A 19,714-nucleotide genomic window follows, 5' to 3' on the forward strand; every position below is an offset into this window, starting at 1 on the left:
CTTGCCCTTGTACATCAAGGATGATTCGGCTCATGATAGTTTCGCGCTCTCTTCTTTAATCATGCTCCGGATATAAAAATACCCCATCACGGAGCATAGCAGGAACGTAAAGAAAGCAGTCGCTGCAGCCAGTTGTCTTTCCTGGAATACGTTGAAAATTTGCTCCATCGATACACCCAGCATTTGCGGTGCATTGGGTCCAAGAAGAAAGGGAGCAGTAAACGAACCGAGAACGCCCATAAATGCAAAGGTGACCGCAACGAGCGTGGTTTTAAAGGTAAGAGGCAGCACAAATCGGAAAAAGATTCGCAAGCCGCCGGCTCCAACGTCCTTCGCGCTTTCGATAACCGAGTTCGGGACTCCGGATAAGGCGGAACCGAGCAGCATGGTCGTAAACGGAATATTAAACCACAATTGGGCGATAATGATCCCTTTCATATCGAAAATGATGCGCGGCAGCGGTCCCGCATGCGCCGTCTCCAAAATGCGGGCGATCCAACCATGGTTGCCCAGCAGCTGGATTAAACCGTACGTAGCGATAACGGACGGAATAAAGATGGGAATCATGTACGTTTTGCGAATCAAGCCAGCCAATGCTCCGGTATTGAATCTCATGTATACGGCCAGCGCATAGCTGATGATCAGCACGAGAATGACGGAAATGATCGTAACTTCCAGTGTGAAAATGATGTTTGACCGCATCAGCTTATTTGTAAATAAATATTGATAATTGGACAAATCGTAGCCGCCGGCCTTGTTAGTTAAGCTTTCTTTAAACGAAATGACAATCGGAATGACAACGGTGACGAACAGCAATAAAAAAGAGGGGATTACCATAAGTAATCCCAATATCCCCATTTTCACCTGTTTGCTCATTGGGCAGCAACTTCACTTTGCCAACGTTTATTTATCTCTTTGTCCAGTTCGCCGATATTGAAAGAGCGGAATCCTGCTGCAGCGCCTTTGAAAGCGTCTTGAACGTCTTGCGGCATACTCGAAAGCTGGATGCCCGGGAAGCCGTGCAAACTATCGACGACGACGGATTGCGCTTCCGGAGACATGACGTAGTTCAGGAATTTATAGACAGCCTCTTTTTTCGTGGAAAGCTGAGGTACCATCAAATAAGCAGGTCCTCCGTTAAACCCTGGCGTAATTTGCGTCATTTTTGTCGATTTTGGCAGTTGGCCTTTAGCGGTTTGATCGAGAACCATATCGGACCATGCCGGAATCATGTCAACTTCTCCGCTAGTGAGCAAATCAAGCGTTCCTTGATTTTTCTTTGGATAAATGCCTTTGCCGTACACATATTTTCCGAGATCCTTCAGCATCGCAAAACCTTGATCCCATTGCTTCAGAATGCTTGGATCGGAACTGTGAATCGCTTCAGTCGGCAATGATTTATAAATTGACGTCGTTACAAAAGAGTTGCCGGAACCGCCGGTGGACGGGTCGTTATAAGCGAATTTTTGCGGATTCGCTTTGATCCAAGCGTACAATTCGTCCAAGTTGGCCGGAGGTTTTTTTACTTTGTCGCTGTTATAAGCCAACACGACAGCGGATGAACGATATGGAACAGCCATATTGGAAATATCTTTCATCGTCGAAGGATCAACCTTGCCCAAGTTCGAAATTTTATCGGTGCTTACTGTCTCCCAAAGACCGTCTTTTTGGCCGCGCGTCACAGATGCCAAGGAGTCTTCAAGGATATCGATATCGCCTGAGCCTTTATTCGCTTGCTTGGCAGCAAGAATGCGGTCATATGTCGGTTGGGATCCCGTGCCGGATGCAGTGAATACTAAATTTACTTTTACATCAGGTACTTGTTTCTCGAATTTAGGAATGACTGCATTCCAGAAATCCTTAACGTTTTGCGAGCTTGTCACATAAAGCGAAATTTCTACAGGCTGTGCAGCAGGCTTGGAGCTGGAAGCGGGATTGGCAGTTGCAGGGGTCTCTTTCATGCCGCAGCCTGCTAATACAGTACCGGTGATGGTGAATAGAGTCGTAAGCATAATGGCGGTTTTCTTGCTAAACATGGATAAATTCCTCCTTAATAATAGTTAGGATTCCGGAAAAGCTATTACTTTTGCAAAGATTACATCAACTTCTTGGCCAGTATGAAGATCTTTGACGTTATGACGCGGTTGAAAGGCTCGAATAATTCCGTGATCCCGCAAATGAATGGATACTTCAGCATAATGCCCCAGTACCATAATCTGCTTGATCGTTCCTGAAAGGCCTTGTCCTTCATTGCCATTTACGATTACATCTTCAGGGCGAACTGCCAGTTTCACATTTCCGGAAAGCTGTTTGTAATTCGGGAATGACTGTTGTCCAACGCTCACCCGATCACCTGCTACCACCCCCTTAACAAAATTCATTTTACCGATAAATTGCGCGACGAAGAGCGTATTGGGCTCATCATAAATATGCTGCGGCGACGCAATTTGCTCGATGTGTCCATGGTTCATGACGACGATGCGATCGGAGATCGACAGCGCTTCCTCCTGATCATGGGTGACAAACACCATGGTCAGGCCTGTATTGGCCTGGATTTCACGCAATTCTTCTCTCATCTCGTGCCGAAGTTTGGCGTCGAGTGCTGAGAAGGGCTCATCCAGCAGCAGAACGGCCGGTTTCAACAGCAGCGATCTGGCAACTGCGATCCGCTGCTGTTGACCGCCGGAAAGCTGAGACGGATATTTATGCTCCGACCCAGGCAATCGGACGAGCTTCAGCACTTCGGATATCGCTTGATCGATTTCGGCCTTCTTCATTTTTCGTATTTTTAAGCCGAACGCCAAATTTTCGTAAACGGTCATATGCGGCCAAAGATTATAGCCCTGGAATACCATTGAAGTCGGGCGTTTTTCCGGGGGAGCCTGCAGAACGCCTTTGCCTTCAATGAGAATGTCGCCTGAATCCGGGGCTAGAAACCCGCCTATGCTGCGAAGCACCGTCGTTTTGCCGCAGCCGGACGGACCAAGCAGCGTGATCAGCTCGCCTTTCAGAACATCGAGCGAGATGTCGGATACGCCTTCTCCGGTTTTATAGCGTTTTGTCAGTTTTTGTACTGAAAGTTGAATATCCATATTAACCACCTTTTTTATCTGATCCGTTGTGCTGTCATTTGATTTGAAATCCGCTGGACATAATATCCGCGCTGACGAATCGCTGCGCGACGAGCAGCAGAATGATCGTTGGCGCCGTTAAAATGATAGAGAATACGGCTCCGGCATATGCAGGATAGTCGGCGATGATCGAATACATGACGATCGGCATCGTTTTATAATGAGGGATGCCGACCAGGAATGTGCCTTGCGCCTCATCGAGCGAATTCAAAAACGTAAAGATCGAAGCGACAATAATGCCCGGCATTGCCATTGGAAGCGTGATGCTGCGAAATACTCGAAATGGGCTCGCTCCCACATCTCTAGCTGACTCTTCTTGGGCAGCATGAACGTTACGGAACGCGGCCGTCGGAATCCAGGTCATGAACATGAGCACGTTAATCATATGAATCAATACGACGCCTACCAAAGTGTTCATTAAACCAAGTTTGTAGAACAGAACCGCAATCGACACATACAGCCCCATTTTCGGAAATGCGTGCGTGAGCAGAAAGGAAAACAGGAAGAAGCGGCTGAGCGGGAAACGGATTCGGGCGAACGCGTAGGCGGCCGGAATACAGAGTACAATAGACAATGCAGTCACGATTGAAGCAATAAGAAACGACAAGCTAATCGATTTAGCGATATCCTCCTGCTGGAATACAAACGTCCACCATTTCAAAGACCATTGGTGCGGAAGTACATCTGGATAGTTCCATGTGCCGGTGAAGGCCAAAATGGCCAAATTCAGCAGAGGTCCTAAGAAGAAGATAATAAATACTACAAGAACGATAAATTCAATGATTTTACGAGGACCTAGCCCTTTTAAATACCAACGCATACGGAATTCACTCCTCTCAGATGAAATGATTTTTTTATGATTAATTCTCCAATATTTTTGTTTTTGTAGAATTTCTGATTTTAAGCTCAGGAGAAAACATCTGCATTCTGGTCTGTCTGGTATTTCCATGTATCCATTCGTCCAGCATCAATACCGCCTCATGGCCCATTCTTGTTTTGGCGCTGTGCACGGTAGTTAAAGATGGATTGGACATCGCCGCATAATCAATATCGTCAAACCCGACGACGGCAATGTCTTTGGGGACCTGCAGCCCTTTTTCGTAAATGGCCTTTATTGCTCCCAGTGCAATCATGTCGTTTGTTGCAAAAATAGCTTGGAAATCATGGGAACGCTCCCACATAAATTGGAAGGCTTTGTAACCTTCTTCAAATTGCGAAGAATCAGCGTAGTAAATTTGATTTTCATCTAATTCAATACCGTTTTGCTTATATGTGTTCCGAAACCCTTGTAACCTTAAAAAGTGACTGCGGTGCTCCTGAGGCCCGGCAATGATGGCAATTCTAGTCAATCCGAGAGACAGCATGTGTTCGGCTGCCAGCTCTCCGCCCCGCCCATCGTCATTGACGAGATGAATCACGTCACTGTCATCGGCTGTCCCGTTAACCATGACGAACGGAATTTGCGAGCTCTTGAAATAATCGACTAATTCCTGATTAAGCCGGCTTATCAGTATAAGTCCGTCAACCCGTTTCTCTAACAAAAAATCCGCTGACTTGCTGGTTATTTCTTTATCCGTCATGACAAATATTGAATACCCTAATTCCGATGCCTTTTCAAGAATAGCATCTAATATTTTTCCATAAAATGGATGGGAAGCAATCGGATGATGCTGTCTGTAAATAATAACGCCGATATTTTTGGTGTGACGAGAAACCATTGCACGGGCTACAGCATTAGGTCTATACTGCAGTTTCTCAATAGCAGCAAGTACTTTTTCACGGGCCGCTGGACTTACATAGCCTGAATTGGAAATCACGCGCGAAACCGTTGACTTCGATACCCCCGAAATATTTGCAATGTCTATGATTGTGTAATTCAATAAATAAATCTCCTCTTCCCATGTGGGAAGGTTCCCACACCGACTATTTTATTTCAAATTGGCTTATAACGTTATTCTAGCAATGAATTATTTGATGAAAATTAACTGTGTGTGGAGGTATTGTAAATTATTCTAAGTAAATAGAGAGGCCTGCTCGTTTTATTACATATAAAAACGGCATTAGAAACCTCCTCAATTGGTGTAGAAGATTTAAACATTTTCTACTAAAACTGCGCGAGCCAAGCAAATCAGCTGAATCCACATCCTATCTGTGGTTATATCGCAGCGGACGCAGTGTAGCTCCGGCTGTCGTATATGATTACCAAACAACCCGAGGCGGCGAGCATCCGCGAAACTATTTGGCCGGATTCAAGGGCTATCTGCATGTCGATGGATACCCAGGCTATAACAAAGTGACCGATGTGACACTTGTCGCCTGCTGGGAGCATGCACGGCGTAAATACGACGAGTCACTGAAGGCAGCACCACCAGAGGCAAAGAGCAGTCTGGATGCGGTAGCGAAGCAAGGCTTGAAGTTTTGTAACGAGCTCTTTGCTATTGAACGGGATCTGAGGGAAGCAACGCCGGAGGAACGCTATGCAGCACGGCAGAAACGAAGTCTTCCTCTGATCGAAGCGTACCATACATGGCTGAAGCACCAGCGGTCCCGAACGTTACCTAATAGTTTGGCTGGACAAGCGATCACCTACAGCTTAAATCAATGGGAGAAACTGACGGCATTCCTTGCAGACGGACGACTCGAGATCGACAACAACCGCAGCGAGAGGTCAATCAAACCTTTTGTAATCGGGCGAAAAAACTGGCTCATTGCTAACACCCCGAGAAGCGCAAAGGCCAGCGCAAGCATCTACAGCGTTGTCGAAACGGCTAAGGAAAATGGACTCAAGCCATATGACTACTTGAAGTTTCTCTTTGAACAGCTGCCTCAGCTAACAGGTCAGCTCGATCTGCAGGCGCTGGAGCCGTTTATGCCATGGTCAGCCTCACTGCCAGCACATTGCCGTTTGAAATCTTAAACAGTAGATATTTCTTCTCTCCCATCCCTAGATGGGGGCTGTTTGAGTTTCACTTGTTAGGAGTTCCAAACTAGGTGAATTGCTAGTCAAATTGTCGTTTATCCTAAAATTGGGTCCGCGGAAGAAGTTTGATAAGGCATTTAAGGAGCAGATTGTATTACGAATATGAGCCGGGGAAGACCATAAACTCTGCAATGGAAATTCTAATGCGGCCTAATCTACCACCGGAGCTGATGCAACCTCAATAATGACTTTCCCCAAGGCATGACCACCACTGAGATACTGCACAGCTTCAGCGGTTTCATGAAGCAGATAATGCCTGTCAATAACAGGCTGAACTTTGCCATTCGCAACAAGCTTGATGATAAATTCCAAATCCTTTGTATTTGGCTTTGCCGCCAGAGAGCGCATCTTTTTGCTGCCAATTGACAGCAATGCTCCAAACAGCAAGGATTTGATAACCTGTGATAAACTACCGCCGACGATGACACAAACACCCTTAGGCGCTAATAGACGCTTATATGCAAATAAAGAACGGCTCCCATTTATTGCTAGAATGAGATCATACTGCTTGCCGCATTTGGTAAAGTCATTTTCCTTATAGTTTATGACATCGTCTGCCCCGAGAGACTGAATTACCTTTACATTTTTCTCTCCGCAAACAGCTGTGACTTCCGTGCCATAGTATTTTGCTAGCTGAATCGAAAATGTACCTACACCACCGCCGGCACCGCAAATCAAGACCTTTTGTCCGCATTGGATTTGTCCTTTATCCCGCAGCGCCTGCAGGGCAGTGACTGCCGCCATTGGAACGGCAGCGGCTGTTTCGAACGTAACACCAGTTGGCTTCATAGCCAATGCAGTTTCTGGAACAGCAACATATTCAGCAAAGCCTCCAAAGCCGAAAGCGGAAATATCTCCAAACACTTCATCTCCTATAGCAAACCTGCTTGCGTTTTCCCCAACCGCATCAACCCGTCCGGCTATATCGGCGCCAAAGATTTTACTTTTTGGAATAATTCCCATCTTCATGGATCGGTAGTCGGCAGCATTTACCGATACAGCACAAATTTTAACCAAAACTTCATTGTCTCTAGGTATGGGTTTTTCTATTTCCCTCAGAACAAGGGCATTGGTAGAATTTCTTTTATCGTACAAAACAGCTTTCATTCATTCATCTCCTATCTACTCCACCTGAATGCAAGCACTAATATCAAGAAATTCCTTCAGGTTTAATCGCCCCAGCTTGCAGTGCCGTCGTCTTCCCGGCCCCGTTCGGTTCAAAATGTTATATTTTAGAAAATTTTTAGAATTGCTTTCGAGGGTGTTTATACTTCTCCTTTAGACTAAGGTTGTAGGCAAGAGAAACCATAGAACCTTAAAGGAGATGAAAAAGAAAAGCAAAGTGTTGATGATCGTTGCGTTGGTGGCAGCAGTGAGTATGTTTTCGGTGGTGGCATTGGCGTCGAGCCCGAATACGGCAGGTAACCCTATGTCGGGGGAAATGATCGAGAGTGCGACGGTCAAGGGGAACTTTACCGTTACAGTGGATGGTGAGGCCGTGCTATACGTTGACGGAACGGCGAAGGTGGAGGATGCGGGAGAAAAACACAGCATGAACAGTGATTTCGACTTCACCCTAATAGGCGTGGAACGTAGCGGCAGCGTGTATAGCGGCGACGATGAGAAAGTCTATCTAGTAGACCGGACCAACGATCTACATTATCAGGTGATCAACCTGGATGATGAGCAGGCTAAGCAAGAACGACGAGTGGTTAGATGAGGACGACTTTCACGATCGCTCGATGAATAAAGCAGAAGAAGCCCTTCTAGACTTCATCGTCGGTGACCTCAAAGATAATTTCAACGTGATGAAGCATGCGGACGACTCGAAGACGATTACGGTCGACATAAGTAAGAAAGAGATTCCGCTTCCGCTGCGCTTGTTGATGGACGTAGCGTCAACTTTGGACAAAGGTGAACGCAGGCATACATCAGAACTGCCAGCAGAGCTAGAGTGTTTGAAGCAGTTTCCTTTTTTCCAAGGTTTTGAGGGAATAGACGTCGATGATCATTTACCAGAGTTGACGAAGGATGTTGTGATTGAGCGCGTACAACAGCAATTGTTATTGTTTTGAGCGTGTTGTGAATAAATATCGTAAAATGACGTGGAATATAGGGATTACTACTTTTAATTTATGAATGGAGATTAATATGAATACACAAAATAAAGCACAAAATGCACTGGAAGACATCAAAGTCAGTTCGAAACTGAAGATTGCTACGCTGTGGGCGAGTTTTATGTTTCTCTATATTTATGTTGATTATTTCGCCTTATATATGCCGGGCAAAATAGAAGGTATTCTGGCAGGAAAAATATTTAAATTTGACATTTCATATGTCTTTCTATTGATAGCACTGATTTCGGTAACAATTCCAGCTCTTATGATTTTCCTTTCTGTTGCCCTGCCGGCAAAAGTAAGTCGCTGGGCAAATATCATTATTGCCGCGGTGTATATTCCCTATACATTGTTTAATTTGACAGGAGAGGCTTGGGTGCACATGGTGTTTGGCGCTGTTGTAGAAGTCGCTCTTCTTTGTCTAATTATCTGGTATGCATGGAAATGGCCTTCTTCGAGTTACTAATTATCTTTACTGCATGTAAGTGGCCTAGGCAGGAGAGCTAGCAACGCGGGTTTCGGGCATTACTAAGAATTGTAAATAACGCTATAAACTGCTCTTCCGTGTAAAAATTCGACGTCGTTTCCTTTCCTTTCTCATCGAGGGCGAACTGCCGAACACAACCCTTAAGCACAAAGTAACAGTCGCGGATCGGATCGCCCTGACGAAGAAGAACCGTACCTTTGGAAAAAGCTTCGATAACGAGCTGATCCGCAATCGTCCGTTGCTCATCATCGGTCAGAGAGGTGTATTGACGCATATATTCTAAATGTATTGAACTTAACTGAGTGGTAGAATTTTTCCTCTTCTTCGAACTTATTTTTCGCTTTCGTAAAAAGGTTGTTTAAATATTTGATGTACTAATCTACTCTGCATAATGCTCCCCCGTAATTAGTGGACTTACAGTTAGCGATATTTATGTCCAGTGAAAATAAAGTTCTATGTTGCTGTTGATTGTTGAACCATATAGTTCCCAGCCAGCAATCATCTTTACCTTCACTAAATCCTTGAGCGTAATAACTCTAATTCTTGAAGAACTTCCTTTACATCACAGTCGGGATTTAAGATATTGATCATCTCTACCGTAATGGGGAAATCATCGTAAATTTTTGCAACAACATCTAATGATGGTGATAATTCAAAATAACCTTCTGCAAATTCAACAAAATCCTCTGGTGTATGGAATATACAGCCCACTAAAAAATCAGAACCATCGCTTTTACCTTTTGGAATTTCAACTTTTCCCTTGTGCCAGTTAGTGTCACTGTTTTCACGCCAAATACAAAAAGTAACATCATCTTTTTCAATTGCATCGTCTTCAAGTAAAGATAATAATTCCTTAGGAACGTCATCATAAATCCCTTGCAATACTTTATGTTCATCTAGAGCATATGGGCTTAATTCAGATTCATGATCGAAACCTTTTATTATGGTGCCTTCAGGGGAAAACAAAATAATTAGATGGTCACCTGCCCCATTATCTATTTTCGCCATACAAACACCCTCATCATAATCTTGAACAAACCTATGGTAACGAAGCCATTCATCTTCACAAAGAATAATATTTAGTGATGCTTGGATTTTCAATAGCTTTTTTAAGACTATTGGATTTGGTAAACGTTCTAACATATTTACTTCCATGAATCCTCACCCTTTCATCTTTCCTTGCAAAGATGCAATTCTCATGGTGTTTAATATGCTCTCTTTTTGAACAACTATTGAATTATCCTTTATTGAAATATTCTTGAAACTATTCGACTATCCTGCCCGTTCGTATTATGAGGTCACCAGATATTTCTGGTCGACCTCATTTTTTTGAGGCCGTAAGATAACGGTACCGGGGATCGAACGATTCTGCCCGTGGGACCTGGATCCCGAGAGCTATTCAGTTCATCCCCCCTACTTGTTCAACCATAGTTAGGCTGGTTGGGACATTGATCCCGAATCACATGCGATAGTGTGGAAGACATTAATCATGATCTTGAAGGATTAGCGGCTTTTCTAAATTATATTAGAGGAGTGGAATCAGCTTCAGGGATGCGTCCATCCATTGTTATGGAAGCAACAGGCCATTATCATAGCCCCGTTGTTCAGTTTCTGGATGAGCACCAGTAACAGTATTTGAACATTGTCATTAATCCTTTAATCTCACATAACGCCAAGAAAACCAATTTGCGACGGTTGAAGACGGATGCCGCAGATGCCCATCTATTAGGGGTGCTGTTCTAGTGCTGTTCTATAAAGAAGAGTTTGAACCCTATAAAAAGCGGGGGCAGCATCTCATGATTTATGCTATCTAACACGACAACATGAATCTTTAACGGGTATGTATGTCCAAGCAAAACTACAGTTTTAGGCTATTTTGGATCAAGTTTTCCCTGAATATCATGGCGTATTTGGTGACCTTTATTCAAAGGTTTCCCTTCGATTTCTGGCTCTACACCCAACGTCTAAAGAGGTCCTAGAAATGACCGAGTTGGAGCTTACAACAGCAATCGGGCGTCTTACTGGACGTGGCAGATCCGTCTCATGGTGCTTGGAACGTGCTCAAATCCTAGGGGCTGCAGCAAAGCGAAATCCCTTTAAGGAGACGGCTTTTTCAAGCCATTTGATCTCCTTGCAGTTGCTCATCAAATTGCTTCTTCAATACCAGGAACATCTAGCAACCCTTGATAAATCTGTAGATGCCCTGGCTGAAGAGTTAATTGAATATTATTTAATCCAATCGATACCCGGTATTGGTACTAAGATTGCGGCAACAATTTTAGCTGAGATCGGGGAAATCGATCGATTTGATCACGCAAAGAAACTAGTTGCCTTTGCCGGTGTTGATCCAAGTGTTTTTTCTTCAGGCAAGTTTGTAGCTACCCAAAATAAAATCACTAAGCATGGCTCTAGGAGACTTCGTACTGCCCTGTATCAAGCTGTACGATGTGGTACTCGTAGTAATAGAAATAAGAAATTAAGGGCTTATTATGATAAAAAACGTGCTGAAGGAAAGTTGTTCAAAGTAACGATAATTACTTGTATGAATAAACTCATCCACTGGATTTTTGCCATCTTGACTAATAAAGAAAAGTTCCGTTTAGAGTAAGTAGTCTTGAATGGAAATATATGGCTTACCTTCCCGAGCGATATGGGACGGTTATTTACAATACACTTTTTTAAGTATACCACGGAGTGTCAAGCTCTTGTCATTACAAAGCTCGATGAAAAAATTCATCGGTTCCAGTATTCAAACGGAGATCAGCCAGACCTTTCCGTTAGAACAGACGGCTTCTGCAATAAGCCATTATCAGACTCAAATGACTGCGGGAAAAGTACTTCTCTATCCTTCCATAAGCTAGAAACGGTAATTAGGTCCTGAGGCTGCCTCTCAGGTCCTTTTTTTTCACTGTGTCCAAAAGGATTCGTATAATCATTGTCCGGCAAATCCATACTATGGAAAATAACGATCAGTGCGAGGTTGTATGATCATCTCTTTATATATTTCCCTGTCTTGGTTTCTTTTTGCAAGTACAGTTTTTATGCATAAAAAATTTCCTCCCAAGGATCTTGCCTTTCTATTTTTGATCGTCGATTTCTTAAATACGAATTTATATTATCTATTCGGCGATGCTTTCCATGTCTTCGATATTTCGAAAGATCCCTCGCGTTATGTGTCCTTTTCTTTGCTTCAAAGTTTGATCATTCCAAATGTGATTGCGATTATGGCTAATGCTTCCATTCAATCTCAGGCAGTTACTGGAAAACTGGCCGTTCAGTTAGCTGCAATTGGTGTTCTGGTTGGCTTGGAGCTGATGAGTCACCTTTTACTATTGATTACTTATCATCAATTCCATACGGCGATTTGGTTAATCTTTTACCGATTAGTGCTCTTTTACATGGCCTATCTCGCTTTGAAAGGCTTCAAAAGGATGTGCAGCCATGCCATTTGTTGAAAACAAGTTCGATTTCAACGACTACTTTCTGCTTTCAAATATCGCCATTGTATATGGTATTGTTTACTTCATGCCAAAACGTTTTTCAAACTCCACTTCGTTACCCCTCTTTATTTACGGTTCAACGCTTGCCTGTATGTTGGATAACTCCATAGGAGGAGGTATATTTGACCTGTATGATATCATGGACGGCCCTGAATATTCCGTGATGGACTTTGTCGTTTATTTTCTTTATGCCCCGTTCGGTTATTTTTTCATCTATTTTTATGAACTGTTCCATCTAAAAGGAATGAAAACTGTCGTTTATATCGTACTCTTCTCGTTGCTTTCGGTCGCTTTTGAGTGGCTTTACTTGCTTGCCGGCGTGTTTCACTATAAAGACTCTTATTTGATTTACTACTCTTATTGCATCTACTTGTTTTCGGAAAGTAGCCTACTGTTATTTTACCGCTTTATATCAAAAACAGAAAACGACCGCCAATCATAGACGGTCGTTTTAATCATGAGCTTTTTTTATTTGCCTCCAAATTGCTTATAAACGTCTGAAGCGTTGTCTTTAGTCACTTCAACCCCAAATGTATTGTCCACCATAATTCCTTCTTGCCACTTCAAAAATGTAACTTCCAGCCATAGAAGAAACAGAATCTAATGTATCATCATCTATTTGGTGTGATAATTCAAAATAACCTTCTGCAAATTCTACAAAATTCTCTGGTGTATGGAATCCTGCCCCATTATCTATTTTCGCCATACAAACACCCTCATCCCAATCTTGAACAAACCTATGGTAACGAAGCCATTCATCTTCACAAAGAATAATATTTAGTGATGCTTGGATTTTCATTAGCTTTTTTAAAATTATTGGATTTGGTAAACGTTCTAACACATATACTTCCATGAATCCTCACCCTTTCATCTTTCCTTGCAAAGATGCAATTCTCATGGTGTTTAATATGCTCTCTTTTTGAACAACTATTGTAAACTCAATCTTGGTAAAAGGCTTTGTGAAAAATTCAAAATAACTTGGTTTGGCACAGATATCCCGCTGACCAACGCACTTACTTTTCGAGAGGAACTCCAACTCTTTTTTGGGAGTCCATAGTATTGTTATTTTGTTTAAGCATTAGCACGTGTTGAATACCAAGCCAACACTCGTAAGGCGCGGAGAGTGTTCCAGCGACTAGGCTCGACTTCCACACCTTCCATGTCGAAGTGAACTCGATCGGAGTGAGGATTCTCCATTGGCCATCTCCCGTTCTGGTCTTGTTTCTTAGCCACCATACCGACAGCCTCGGCGACCCGTTCATCAGGTTCGACACCAGCGCTGCGTAAGTAATCCAACCCCCGCAACAAGTCGTAATGCCACGTGGTCGGGAACGAGAAACTTGTCCAATTTGGATCGATCCGAATTGTTGACAGTACTGCAAAATATCGGCTACGATCCAATCACCATCGCGAAGATTGCGCAAGATAACTGGATGCGCGTCTTGAGCGAAACATGGTAATCGTACTTCCTTTCCTCCACCCCTGACCCTAAATTCATTCATCTCTGTGTTGAATTGCAGCCGTTCGCAAAACAAGCTGCCGATCTTGTCGACAGCTTGTTTTTATTAAGCTAACGTTCCCAGTTAGTTCAATGATCTGATTGGAACAACTTGGCAAGTTTGATATCTTCTAAAGGTACGTTTGTTTTGATATCAAATACCCGCACGAATGTTACATCGAAGTTTGGAAAAGGAGGTAATGCTTCTCTTGCAGCCAATTTCATTTCTATAATTTCTGCTTCATTCATGCCCCATTTTGTTTGACCCAAAGTCAAATGTGGAATGAAGTTATCCAACTCTATATTACTGTCAATAAGTTCGGGCGGTGGGGAAACCGCATCTACCAAATTCTTGTGTAGATTATATATCTCTTTCGATTCAACACTAAGGAATGTAACCGCTGTTCCAAATGTTCCTGGTTCAGACAAAGTTAACTGGAAGATTGGAAATGAAGAACAAGTTTCTCTTACCTTTTCAAGCCAATTCATATCCTCCGTAAGTCCATTTGAGAGTTTAACAGTAATATGAGGCTCCACAGGAGCCCTAAATCCGTTATTATCCCATCGATTTCGAAATGTCTTAGCCCATTTATTACGAAATACCAAAATTTGTTCTTTATAATCTTCAGGTGGAACGATTCCTATAAAAAAAGGCATTTTTACACCTCTTTATAAATAATGTGTATTTTTCTCGGAGCATTCCTATTTATTTCAATCATCAACTTTCCGAACATTTATGTTTTTAGAGAGTATTCCTCAAATATTTTCCAAATCCTGCTTTATGATAAACTGCCCTTTAGCTTAATCAAGCAAGTCAATCTAAAACTTTATTTTCTGAGAGCCATATTACACTAATTGATTCAAAATATTAGGAAAAGGGTAAATATACGATAAGTGGGAAGTGGTATTAAAAAACAGCGAAAAACGGAATTCAATTTTGGTTTTCGAAAGGTTGTTGATTCACCATGAAAACACGAAGAAGGATAAAAAGATCGAGATTTCTACTTCGATACTTTTTGAGTAAGACTTAGCATTAGAAGTGCATTTTTAAAATAAACCGCTTCCCACTATAAGAGGACTCTGCGATATAATTCGCGGGTTCCTCGCTTTTATGATGTTATCAATCATTTTCTCCTTTGTTATTAACCCTGCCAACTATCTTAATAAAATGAGCAGGCCACCGTAGTGCCTGCTCATCTAATGTGTGTTATCAACTAACGTTCTCCGTTAGTTCAATCATTATCAGCAAGTGATTACACCATTAGCCTCTCGAGAGCAACAGCAACACCATCGTTATCATTGGATTCAGTTACGTGGACTGCACAATTTTTCAGTTCAATTATCGCGTTCTCCATTGCGATCGGAAATCCGCACATTTGGAATAGTCCTACATCGTTAAAGTCATCCCCGAATACCATTACATTTTCTGACTTCACCCCGATATCGTTAAGTACCCATTGCACGGCTTCTTCCTTTGATGCTGATTTTTGCATGATTTGAATCAATACCCCTCCATCGGTTGCGATTACGTTCACATGGTCGCCGAATTGCTCAATTATATCCCTCCATGTGCTGTAACCTTGAACCAATATTTTGGTTGGAGATAGTGACCTAATAAAATCGTTATCCATAACCTGGGGTATCGGATCATTCGAACGGAGACCGAATTGAGCACGCTGCGAGTCGGGAACTGGTGTACACGCATACCATGAATCATTAACCTCGTATGAAATTAACGAATGAGGAGCATGTAACTCGATGAATTTGTTAATCTGTTGGCTAATCTCATTTGGGATACTAATGTGCCGCTGAGTTTGCTTAGACTTACATGTTATTAGAGCACCATTGTAATAAACCAAGTAGTCTACAAAAGGAATATTCTTTACAAATTGATTAGCCGCTCTAGGCGGTCGCGCCGTGGCAACAATAATATGAATTCCAGAATCATAACACCTTTTTACAGTCTCATAATTTCTAGGTGATATGGATTTGTCACTGCCGAGCAATGTTCCGTCCAAGTCTAATACAATTGCCTGTATATTCGACATCTGCACCTCTCCCCAAAAGTAATTTTTCCAATGATAACCTATTTTCTGGAGAGAAGCTAGACTCACTATTTATTTAATCTGCCCGTTAAATGAGAAAACGGCATCCGATCGCTGGTCGGCTGCCGTTGTGGGTTTATTCAGCTATCGTATCCGTTAGGTTAATGACCCAAAGGTTGAACCAAAAGCGTCAATTGAGGTGGCAATGACATTCGAAGGGTTCTATAAATGATATTATTAAAATAAAATATCCGAAATTGAAGTATTCGCGAAGTGACCACACTATCCTGTCCACGGTTGAAGAAATCTGCCCGATAGCTTAATGAGGCTGCCACTTGTTTTCGCGGTGGCAGCCTCATCTTGTAGTTTATTGAAGTAACGTTATCCGATAGCTTAATGATGATCCTGGTAATCAAGACGGATTGAATTTATCAATTCTTCTAAAGAGCCAATCCTTTGTTCAACTGAATCTACATGATAAAACGTACATGTATTCCCGATTTCATTCAGTTCATTTGTTGAGGAATACAAATAGATTTTCTTTCCTGACCCCAGAGCAATTCCTAGCTCGACATGACTGCCTTTCCCTGCTGGGATCATGACAATTACTACATCCGAAGCCAAAACCCCTGAAACTTCCTCTTCGCCAATTATACGTAGTTTAGTGATGCAATCTATGTTCGAATGTATTGTCCAGTCGAACGTATGTTGAAAACCAAGTGCTTTCAAATTCTCAGCGACTAACCGCACATTTTCTATGTTTTTGAGACTGGACGCTATGTAAAATTTCATTTCGTTTCCCCATTTCAACCTTCTAAACATACAGATATATATTAGCACATATTGGAAGTAATCTGCCCGTTAGTTCAACGCCGTCCGCTTGAGTTTAATACTTTATTTATACAAAACACACACTGGCCGCACTATCGTCAAAGTATCATGGCTCTCCTACATTAGATTTGCGACAAGGTTGAAACACTCCGGGGAAATCGGCAATCGGTACATATTCTTGGCATCAATTGGCAATCGGTATATATTCTTGACATTCGACATCCCATGTCAGAGGTCAAGACTTGTCACCCGACATTTAGAGGTCGGAGTCAACAATCGCAGCAATCTGATTCGTCAGCTGATGAGCGAGGACTAACTGTTCGATGGAAAATCGCGGGGAAGACAAACCCCGCAGTCTCCCGAACATCATCATGGAATTAATCGGTTCTGCCTCGCGATCTGGATCGCTTGAACACGTCCTTTTGCCTGAAGCTTTCCGTAAATCCGGTGTAAGTGGAGCTTCACGGTCCCTTCCGTCAACACGAGTCTTTCGGCGATTTCCTTATTCGACAACCCTTCCGCAATCAACTGCAATACCTCCACCTCGCGGGGTGTCAACGCTTCATACCTAGCTACGGCGTCATACCCTCCACCCAAGTCTGAAGCCGCTGCTTTATCTTGGCTTTCGCTGGCAACGGACAACACAGCCTTGACATATTGGAGTGACACGCTCGACTGCAGCTCCGGCATATACCCGTTTTTACGGAACTCGGCATATTTCATAAGCAGCGGGGTCAGTCCAGGAGAATCAGTGAAGGTGCGGCAATACCCTTCTTTCTCGCCCAATTCGAGCGCCATGTGCAAATATCGCATACTATCATAAATTTGGCTCATGCGGTCATAAACGACGGCAAGGCAAATGCCGGCTTCCAGCACTGTCATGACCCGACCGATTTGTTTAGCCGACGAGAACATCCGGGTTGCAAGCTGCAGCGCTTCTTGCAAACAGTCTTTGGCCGTAAGAACCCGGATCCACGTCAGCCATTCGAATTCTTGATTGATTGTGATCTCCGCGTCCGGGTCAGGCTTACCTTGCTCCAACCACCGGTCAACCGGAACCGTCTCTCCCGCAGCCAGTTGGCACTGCACCTGATAAGCGCGGAGAAATTCGTGCCACTGCGTTTCGCGTTGATCGGAACGCTCCAAATAATCCATAGCCTCGCGAACGGTTCGGAACGCCGCTGCCGTTTCCCCCAAAGCCCAATAGATGCGGGATTTGACAACAGCCGAGGAAACATAGGCCCCCATAACGCCGAGCTGCCGCGCCACTTGGTTCGCTTGCTCCGCATAATGCATCGCTTGCTGCAAGTCATTGCGTTCATAAAATATTTCGCTCATTGCCGTACGTTGATACGCGCTGTACGCGTATTGATATAACCCGTTCTTTTCGATAAATGCGTTGTAAAGCTGGTGATACCGGTCCGCAAGTTTCATTCTCCCTCTGAATCCGTAGTAACCTCTGACAAAAGGAACCGTCCCCTCGTTCAACTCGATGCCGAGTGTCAGTAATAGCTCTTCGCCGTCGGGAAGATTGTCATTCGCATATAACATTTCCAGCAAAGCGAAAGCATGGTTGAAGTCGCCTTGCAGCAGCGCCAGGAAGTTTTCAATGATCACCGTCTCCGACCACAGCTTATCTAAAATCGCTTTGTCGGTGACCGGAAACGAGGCAAGCGTCGATTTCATCTTGCTGAGTTTAACTTTTACTCGGTCGTAATGCCCCATGAACAATTCGGTCCACGTCAGGATGAAAAGCAAATTAGGCCGCTCCTCCATCGTGAGCTGCAGCCGATGCAGCCATTGGTTCAGTGTCGAAAGCTCCCAGCGTCTTAGCAGCTCAAAAGCGATATTCTCCAGCAAATCCGCCGCTTTCGCATCGTCGCCACCCGCGAACGCGTGATCAATCGCTTCTTCCATGAAACCGTGCAGCTCGAACCACTCACTTGCTTTCAGATGCAGCCCAGCTACATCCGCGGGGCATTCCTGCACTAGGCGGCTGCGTAAAAACTCCGCAAACAAATGGTGATACCGGTACCAGTAACGCTCCCCGTCCAGCGGAATCAGGAACAAACCGGCCCGTTCCAAGCTGTGCAGCATTTCCATTTCCGCAGCAAATCCAGTAACCGCGTGACAAATCTCGCGGTTCATTCTGCCGAGAATCGACGTCTGCATCAAAAATTTCCGGTAGGTTTCAGGCTGCCGCTGAAACACTTCTTCCATCAAGTAATCGGTGACATAGCGGTGGTTGCCGGTAAATTGCCGCAGTGTATCGGGCTGACCGCTATTTCTGGAAAGCGCTGCCAGTTGAATGCCGGCTGCCCACCCTTCCGTCCGATGAGCAAGAAGCCTAAGCGACGTTTCATCCGCAGATTCGCCCGTCTGCTCATACCAGAAGGCGGATATTTCGCTGGGCGTAAATTTCATTTCGACGATCCCGATCTGGTTCAGCTCTCCTTTGGCCCGCAATGCGCCGATGGGGAAAGCGGGCTCCTTGCGGCTTAGGATACACACATGAATCCGATTCGGCAGCCGTTCAAGGAAATAATGGAGAGAACGCTGCACATCATCAGATTCCAATACATGAAAATCGTCCAGAATCAGCACAAAGTCTTCTTCCATGTCAAACAAATCGTTCACAAGCCAAGCCACCATTTGTTCAATCGAGAAGGCTACAGGGGATTGCAGCAGGGAGAGCGCTTTTTTGCCAATCCCTTTTTGCAAACGTTCGAAAGCGGCAATGACGTAACCCCAAAAGCGAATGAGGTCATTTTCGCCGGTTTCGAGAGAAATCCATCCGGCTCGAATGTTCCTTCTTCGAATCCAGTCGCTGACCATCGTCGACTTGCCGAATCCGGGAGGGGCGGTAACCAAAGTCAGCTTGCATTGCAAGGTCCGAGACATGGCAGTAAATAGCCGGTCTCTCGTAACGAGATAAGTGGGTTGATGGGGGACGTTCAGTTTCGTAAGTAAAATGGGATGATTATAAAGAGCCGTTACAGACGTTTCTTTTCTCTCGATTGGGTCCATCTTTGCATCGTTCCTTCTTCCATTCGAATTGGTTTGGCGGTCGGACGCCGGTTAATAACTATATGCTAAAAAGTAAGTACCATGATTTCCGCACGCTT

Annotated in this window: 20 protein-coding genes and 2 pseudogenes; 8 read left to right on the forward strand and 14 right to left on the reverse strand. The window is 43.9% G+C overall.

Annotated elements, in window-relative coordinates; all coding sequences use genetic code 11:
* Nucleotides 1-30: 30 nt before the first annotated feature.
* Genes NYR53_RS17460 through NYR53_RS17480 form a run of 5 tightly spaced genes read right to left on the reverse strand, consistent with a single transcriptional unit; the run spans nucleotide 31 to nucleotide 5,011 of the window.
* The gene (locus NYR53_RS17460) at nucleotides 31-876 is read right to left on the reverse strand and encodes an ABC transporter permease (protein ID WP_261300535.1); all 846 of its coding nucleotides are present in this window, start codon (nucleotides 874-876) and stop codon (nucleotides 31-33) included.
* Nucleotides 873-2,036, reverse strand: coding sequence for an extracellular solute-binding protein (locus tag NYR53_RS17465; protein WP_261300536.1), 1,164 nt, complete (start codon nucleotides 2,034-2,036; stop codon nucleotides 873-875). Before NYR53_RS17465 ends, NYR53_RS17460 begins: the two co-directional genes overlap by 4 nt.
* Before the next feature lie 24 nt (nucleotides 2,037-2,060).
* Nucleotides 2,061-3,092: an ABC transporter ATP-binding protein gene (locus NYR53_RS17470; RefSeq protein ID WP_261300537.1), complete on the reverse strand. Its 1,032-nt coding sequence runs from the start codon at nucleotides 3,090-3,092 to the stop codon at nucleotides 2,061-2,063.
* A gap of 34 nt (nucleotides 3,093-3,126) precedes the next feature.
* Nucleotides 3,127-3,951 (reverse strand): ABC transporter permease, encoded by an 825-nt coding sequence (locus NYR53_RS17475; RefSeq protein WP_261300538.1) that lies wholly within the window; start codon nucleotides 3,949-3,951, stop codon nucleotides 3,127-3,129.
* 40 nt (nucleotides 3,952-3,991) lie between these two features.
* A complete protein-coding gene (locus NYR53_RS17480; RefSeq protein WP_261300539.1) occupies nucleotides 3,992-5,011 on the reverse strand; it encodes a LacI family DNA-binding transcriptional regulator in 1,020 nt (339 codons plus the stop codon).
* Nucleotides 5,012-5,241: 230 nt separating this feature from the next.
* Between NYR53_RS17480 and tnpC the strand changes: the two are divergent.
* A pseudogene (tnpC, locus tag NYR53_RS17485) lies at nucleotides 5,242-6,048 on the forward strand (IS66 family transposase); the annotation flags it as partial.
* Between the two features lie 213 nt (nucleotides 6,049-6,261).
* Here tnpC and NYR53_RS17490 read toward each other — a convergent pair.
* Nucleotides 6,262-7,218, reverse strand: coding sequence for an NAD(P)-dependent alcohol dehydrogenase (locus NYR53_RS17490; protein ID WP_261300540.1), 957 nt, complete (start codon nucleotides 7,216-7,218; stop codon nucleotides 6,262-6,264).
* A 283-nt stretch (nucleotides 7,219-7,501) separates the two neighbouring features.
* On the opposite strand from NYR53_RS17490, the gene NYR53_RS17495 reads away from it, so the two are divergent.
* From NYR53_RS17495 to NYR53_RS17505, 3 genes are all read left to right on the forward strand, one after another.
* On the forward strand, nucleotides 7,502-7,831 hold the full coding sequence (locus NYR53_RS17495) for a hypothetical protein (protein WP_261300541.1): 330 nt from the start codon (nucleotides 7,502-7,504) through the stop codon (nucleotides 7,829-7,831).
* A complete protein-coding gene (locus tag NYR53_RS17500; RefSeq protein WP_261300542.1) occupies nucleotides 7,791-8,186 on the forward strand; it encodes a hypothetical protein in 396 nt (131 codons plus the stop codon). The genes NYR53_RS17495 and NYR53_RS17500 overlap by 41 nt, the downstream gene beginning before the upstream one ends.
* Nucleotides 8,187-8,250: 64 nt before the next feature.
* Nucleotides 8,251-8,694: a DUF6326 family protein gene (locus NYR53_RS17505; RefSeq protein WP_261300543.1), complete on the forward strand. Its 444-nt coding sequence runs from the start codon at nucleotides 8,251-8,253 to the stop codon at nucleotides 8,692-8,694.
* 37 nt (nucleotides 8,695-8,731) lie between these two features.
* Here NYR53_RS17505 and NYR53_RS17510 read toward each other — a convergent pair whose 3' ends face one another.
* Entirely contained in the window at nucleotides 8,732-8,989 is a 258-nt protein-coding gene (locus tag NYR53_RS17510) for a Crp/Fnr family transcriptional regulator (RefSeq protein WP_261300544.1), read from the reverse strand.
* Nucleotides 8,990-9,228: 239 nt separating this feature from the next.
* Nucleotides 9,229-9,870, reverse strand: coding sequence for a hypothetical protein (locus NYR53_RS17515; RefSeq protein WP_261300545.1), 642 nt, complete (start codon nucleotides 9,868-9,870; stop codon nucleotides 9,229-9,231).
* A 327-nt stretch (nucleotides 9,871-10,197) separates the two neighbouring features.
* Between NYR53_RS17515 and NYR53_RS17520 the strand changes: the two are divergent.
* From NYR53_RS17520 to NYR53_RS17535, 4 genes and pseudogenes are all read left to right on the forward strand, one after another.
* Nucleotides 10,198-11,323, forward strand: a pseudogene (locus tag NYR53_RS17520) (IS110 family RNA-guided transposase); the annotation flags it as partial.
* A gap of 97 nt (nucleotides 11,324-11,420) precedes the next feature.
* On the forward strand, nucleotides 11,421-11,576 hold the full coding sequence (locus NYR53_RS17525) for a hypothetical protein (RefSeq protein ID WP_261300546.1): 156 nt from the start codon (nucleotides 11,421-11,423) through the stop codon (nucleotides 11,574-11,576).
* A gap of 180 nt (nucleotides 11,577-11,756) precedes the next feature.
* On the forward strand, nucleotides 11,757-12,170 hold the full coding sequence (locus NYR53_RS17530) for a hypothetical protein (RefSeq protein WP_261300547.1): 414 nt from the start codon (nucleotides 11,757-11,759) through the stop codon (nucleotides 12,168-12,170).
* Nucleotides 12,157-12,657 (forward strand): hypothetical protein, encoded by a 501-nt coding sequence (locus NYR53_RS17535; RefSeq protein ID WP_261300548.1) that lies wholly within the window; start codon nucleotides 12,157-12,159, stop codon nucleotides 12,655-12,657. Before NYR53_RS17530 ends, NYR53_RS17535 begins: the two co-directional genes overlap by 14 nt.
* A gap of 78 nt (nucleotides 12,658-12,735) precedes the next feature.
* Here NYR53_RS17535 and NYR53_RS17540 read toward each other — a convergent pair whose 3' ends face one another.
* The 6 genes from NYR53_RS17540 to NYR53_RS34355 form a co-directional block, all read right to left on the reverse strand.
* Entirely contained in the window at nucleotides 12,736-13,068 is a 333-nt protein-coding gene (locus NYR53_RS17540; RefSeq protein WP_261300549.1) for a hypothetical protein, read from the reverse strand.
* Between the two features lie 218 nt (nucleotides 13,069-13,286).
* Nucleotides 13,287-13,523: a hypothetical protein gene (locus NYR53_RS17545; protein ID WP_261300550.1), complete on the reverse strand. Its 237-nt coding sequence runs from the start codon at nucleotides 13,521-13,523 to the stop codon at nucleotides 13,287-13,289.
* Nucleotides 13,524-13,803: 280 nt separating this feature from the next.
* A complete protein-coding gene (locus tag NYR53_RS17550; protein ID WP_261300551.1) occupies nucleotides 13,804-14,370 on the reverse strand; it encodes a 2'-5' RNA ligase family protein in 567 nt (188 codons plus the stop codon).
* A 596-nt stretch (nucleotides 14,371-14,966) separates the two neighbouring features.
* The gene (locus NYR53_RS17555) at nucleotides 14,967-15,761 is read right to left on the reverse strand and encodes a Cof-type HAD-IIB family hydrolase (protein ID WP_261300552.1); all 795 of its coding nucleotides are present in this window, start codon (nucleotides 15,759-15,761) and stop codon (nucleotides 14,967-14,969) included.
* Between the two features lie 390 nt (nucleotides 15,762-16,151).
* Nucleotides 16,152-16,550, reverse strand: coding sequence for a nucleoside 2-deoxyribosyltransferase (locus tag NYR53_RS17560; RefSeq protein WP_261300553.1), 399 nt, complete (start codon nucleotides 16,548-16,550; stop codon nucleotides 16,152-16,154).
* 408 nt (nucleotides 16,551-16,958) lie between these two features.
* Entirely contained in the window at nucleotides 16,959-19,616 is a 2,658-nt protein-coding gene (locus tag NYR53_RS34355) for a winged helix-turn-helix domain-containing protein (protein ID WP_290428947.1), read from the reverse strand.
* Between the last annotated feature and the right edge of the window lie 98 nt (nucleotides 19,617-19,714).

Source organism: Paenibacillus andongensis (assembly GCF_025369935.1).
In the GTDB taxonomy this organism is placed as follows: Bacteria; Bacillota; Bacilli; order Paenibacillales; family NBRC-103111; genus Paenibacillus_E; species Paenibacillus_E andongensis.

What these genes read in the sequence shown, in the direction of transcription:
- NYR53_RS17460 (WP_261300535.1), bottom strand. Translation starts at nt 876, where the DNA reads ATGAGCAAACAGGTGAAAATGGGGATATTGGGATTACTTATGGTAATC.
- NYR53_RS17465 (WP_261300536.1), bottom strand. Translation starts at nt 2,036, where the DNA reads ATGTTTAGCAAGAAAACCGCCATTATGCTTACGACTCTATTCACCATC.
- NYR53_RS17470 (WP_261300537.1), bottom strand. Translation starts at nt 3,092, where the DNA reads ATGGATATTCAACTTTCAGTACAAAAACTGACAAAACGCTATAAAACC.
- NYR53_RS17475 (WP_261300538.1), bottom strand. Translation starts at nt 3,951, where the DNA reads ATGCGTTGGTATTTAAAAGGGCTAGGTCCTCGTAAAATCATTGAATTT.
- NYR53_RS17490 (WP_261300540.1), bottom strand. Translation starts at nt 7,218, where the DNA reads ATGAAAGCTGTTTTGTACGATAAAAGAAATTCTACCAATGCCCTTGTT.
- NYR53_RS17500 (WP_261300542.1), top strand. Translation starts at nt 7,791, where the DNA reads ATGATGAGCAGGCTAAGCAAGAACGACGAGTGGTTAGATGAGGACGAC.
- NYR53_RS17505 (WP_261300543.1), top strand. Translation starts at nt 8,251, where the DNA reads ATGGAGATTAATATGAATACACAAAATAAAGCACAAAATGCACTGGAA.
- NYR53_RS17510 (WP_261300544.1), bottom strand. Translation starts at nt 8,989, where the DNA reads ATGCGTCAATACACCTCTCTGACCGATGATGAGCAACGGACGATTGCG.
- NYR53_RS17515 (WP_261300545.1), bottom strand. Translation starts at nt 9,870, where the DNA reads ATGGAAGTAAATATGTTAGAACGTTTACCAAATCCAATAGTCTTAAAA.
- NYR53_RS17530 (WP_261300547.1), top strand. Translation starts at nt 11,757, where the DNA reads ATGCATAAAAAATTTCCTCCCAAGGATCTTGCCTTTCTATTTTTGATC.
- NYR53_RS17535 (WP_261300548.1), top strand. Translation starts at nt 12,157, where the DNA reads ATGCCATTTGTTGAAAACAAGTTCGATTTCAACGACTACTTTCTGCTT.
- NYR53_RS17540 (WP_261300549.1), bottom strand. Translation starts at nt 13,068, where the DNA reads ATGGAAGTATATGTGTTAGAACGTTTACCAAATCCAATAATTTTAAAA.
- NYR53_RS17550 (WP_261300551.1), bottom strand. Translation starts at nt 14,370, where the DNA reads ATGCCTTTTTTTATAGGAATCGTTCCACCTGAAGATTATAAAGAACAA.
- NYR53_RS17555 (WP_261300552.1), bottom strand. Translation starts at nt 15,761, where the DNA reads ATGTCGAATATACAGGCAATTGTATTAGACTTGGACGGAACATTGCTC.
- NYR53_RS17560 (WP_261300553.1), bottom strand. Translation starts at nt 16,550, where the DNA reads ATGAAATTTTACATAGCGTCCAGTCTCAAAAACATAGAAAATGTGCGG.
- NYR53_RS34355 (WP_290428947.1), bottom strand. Translation starts at nt 19,616, where the DNA reads ATGGACCCAATCGAGAGAAAAGAAACGTCTGTAACGGCTCTTTATAAT.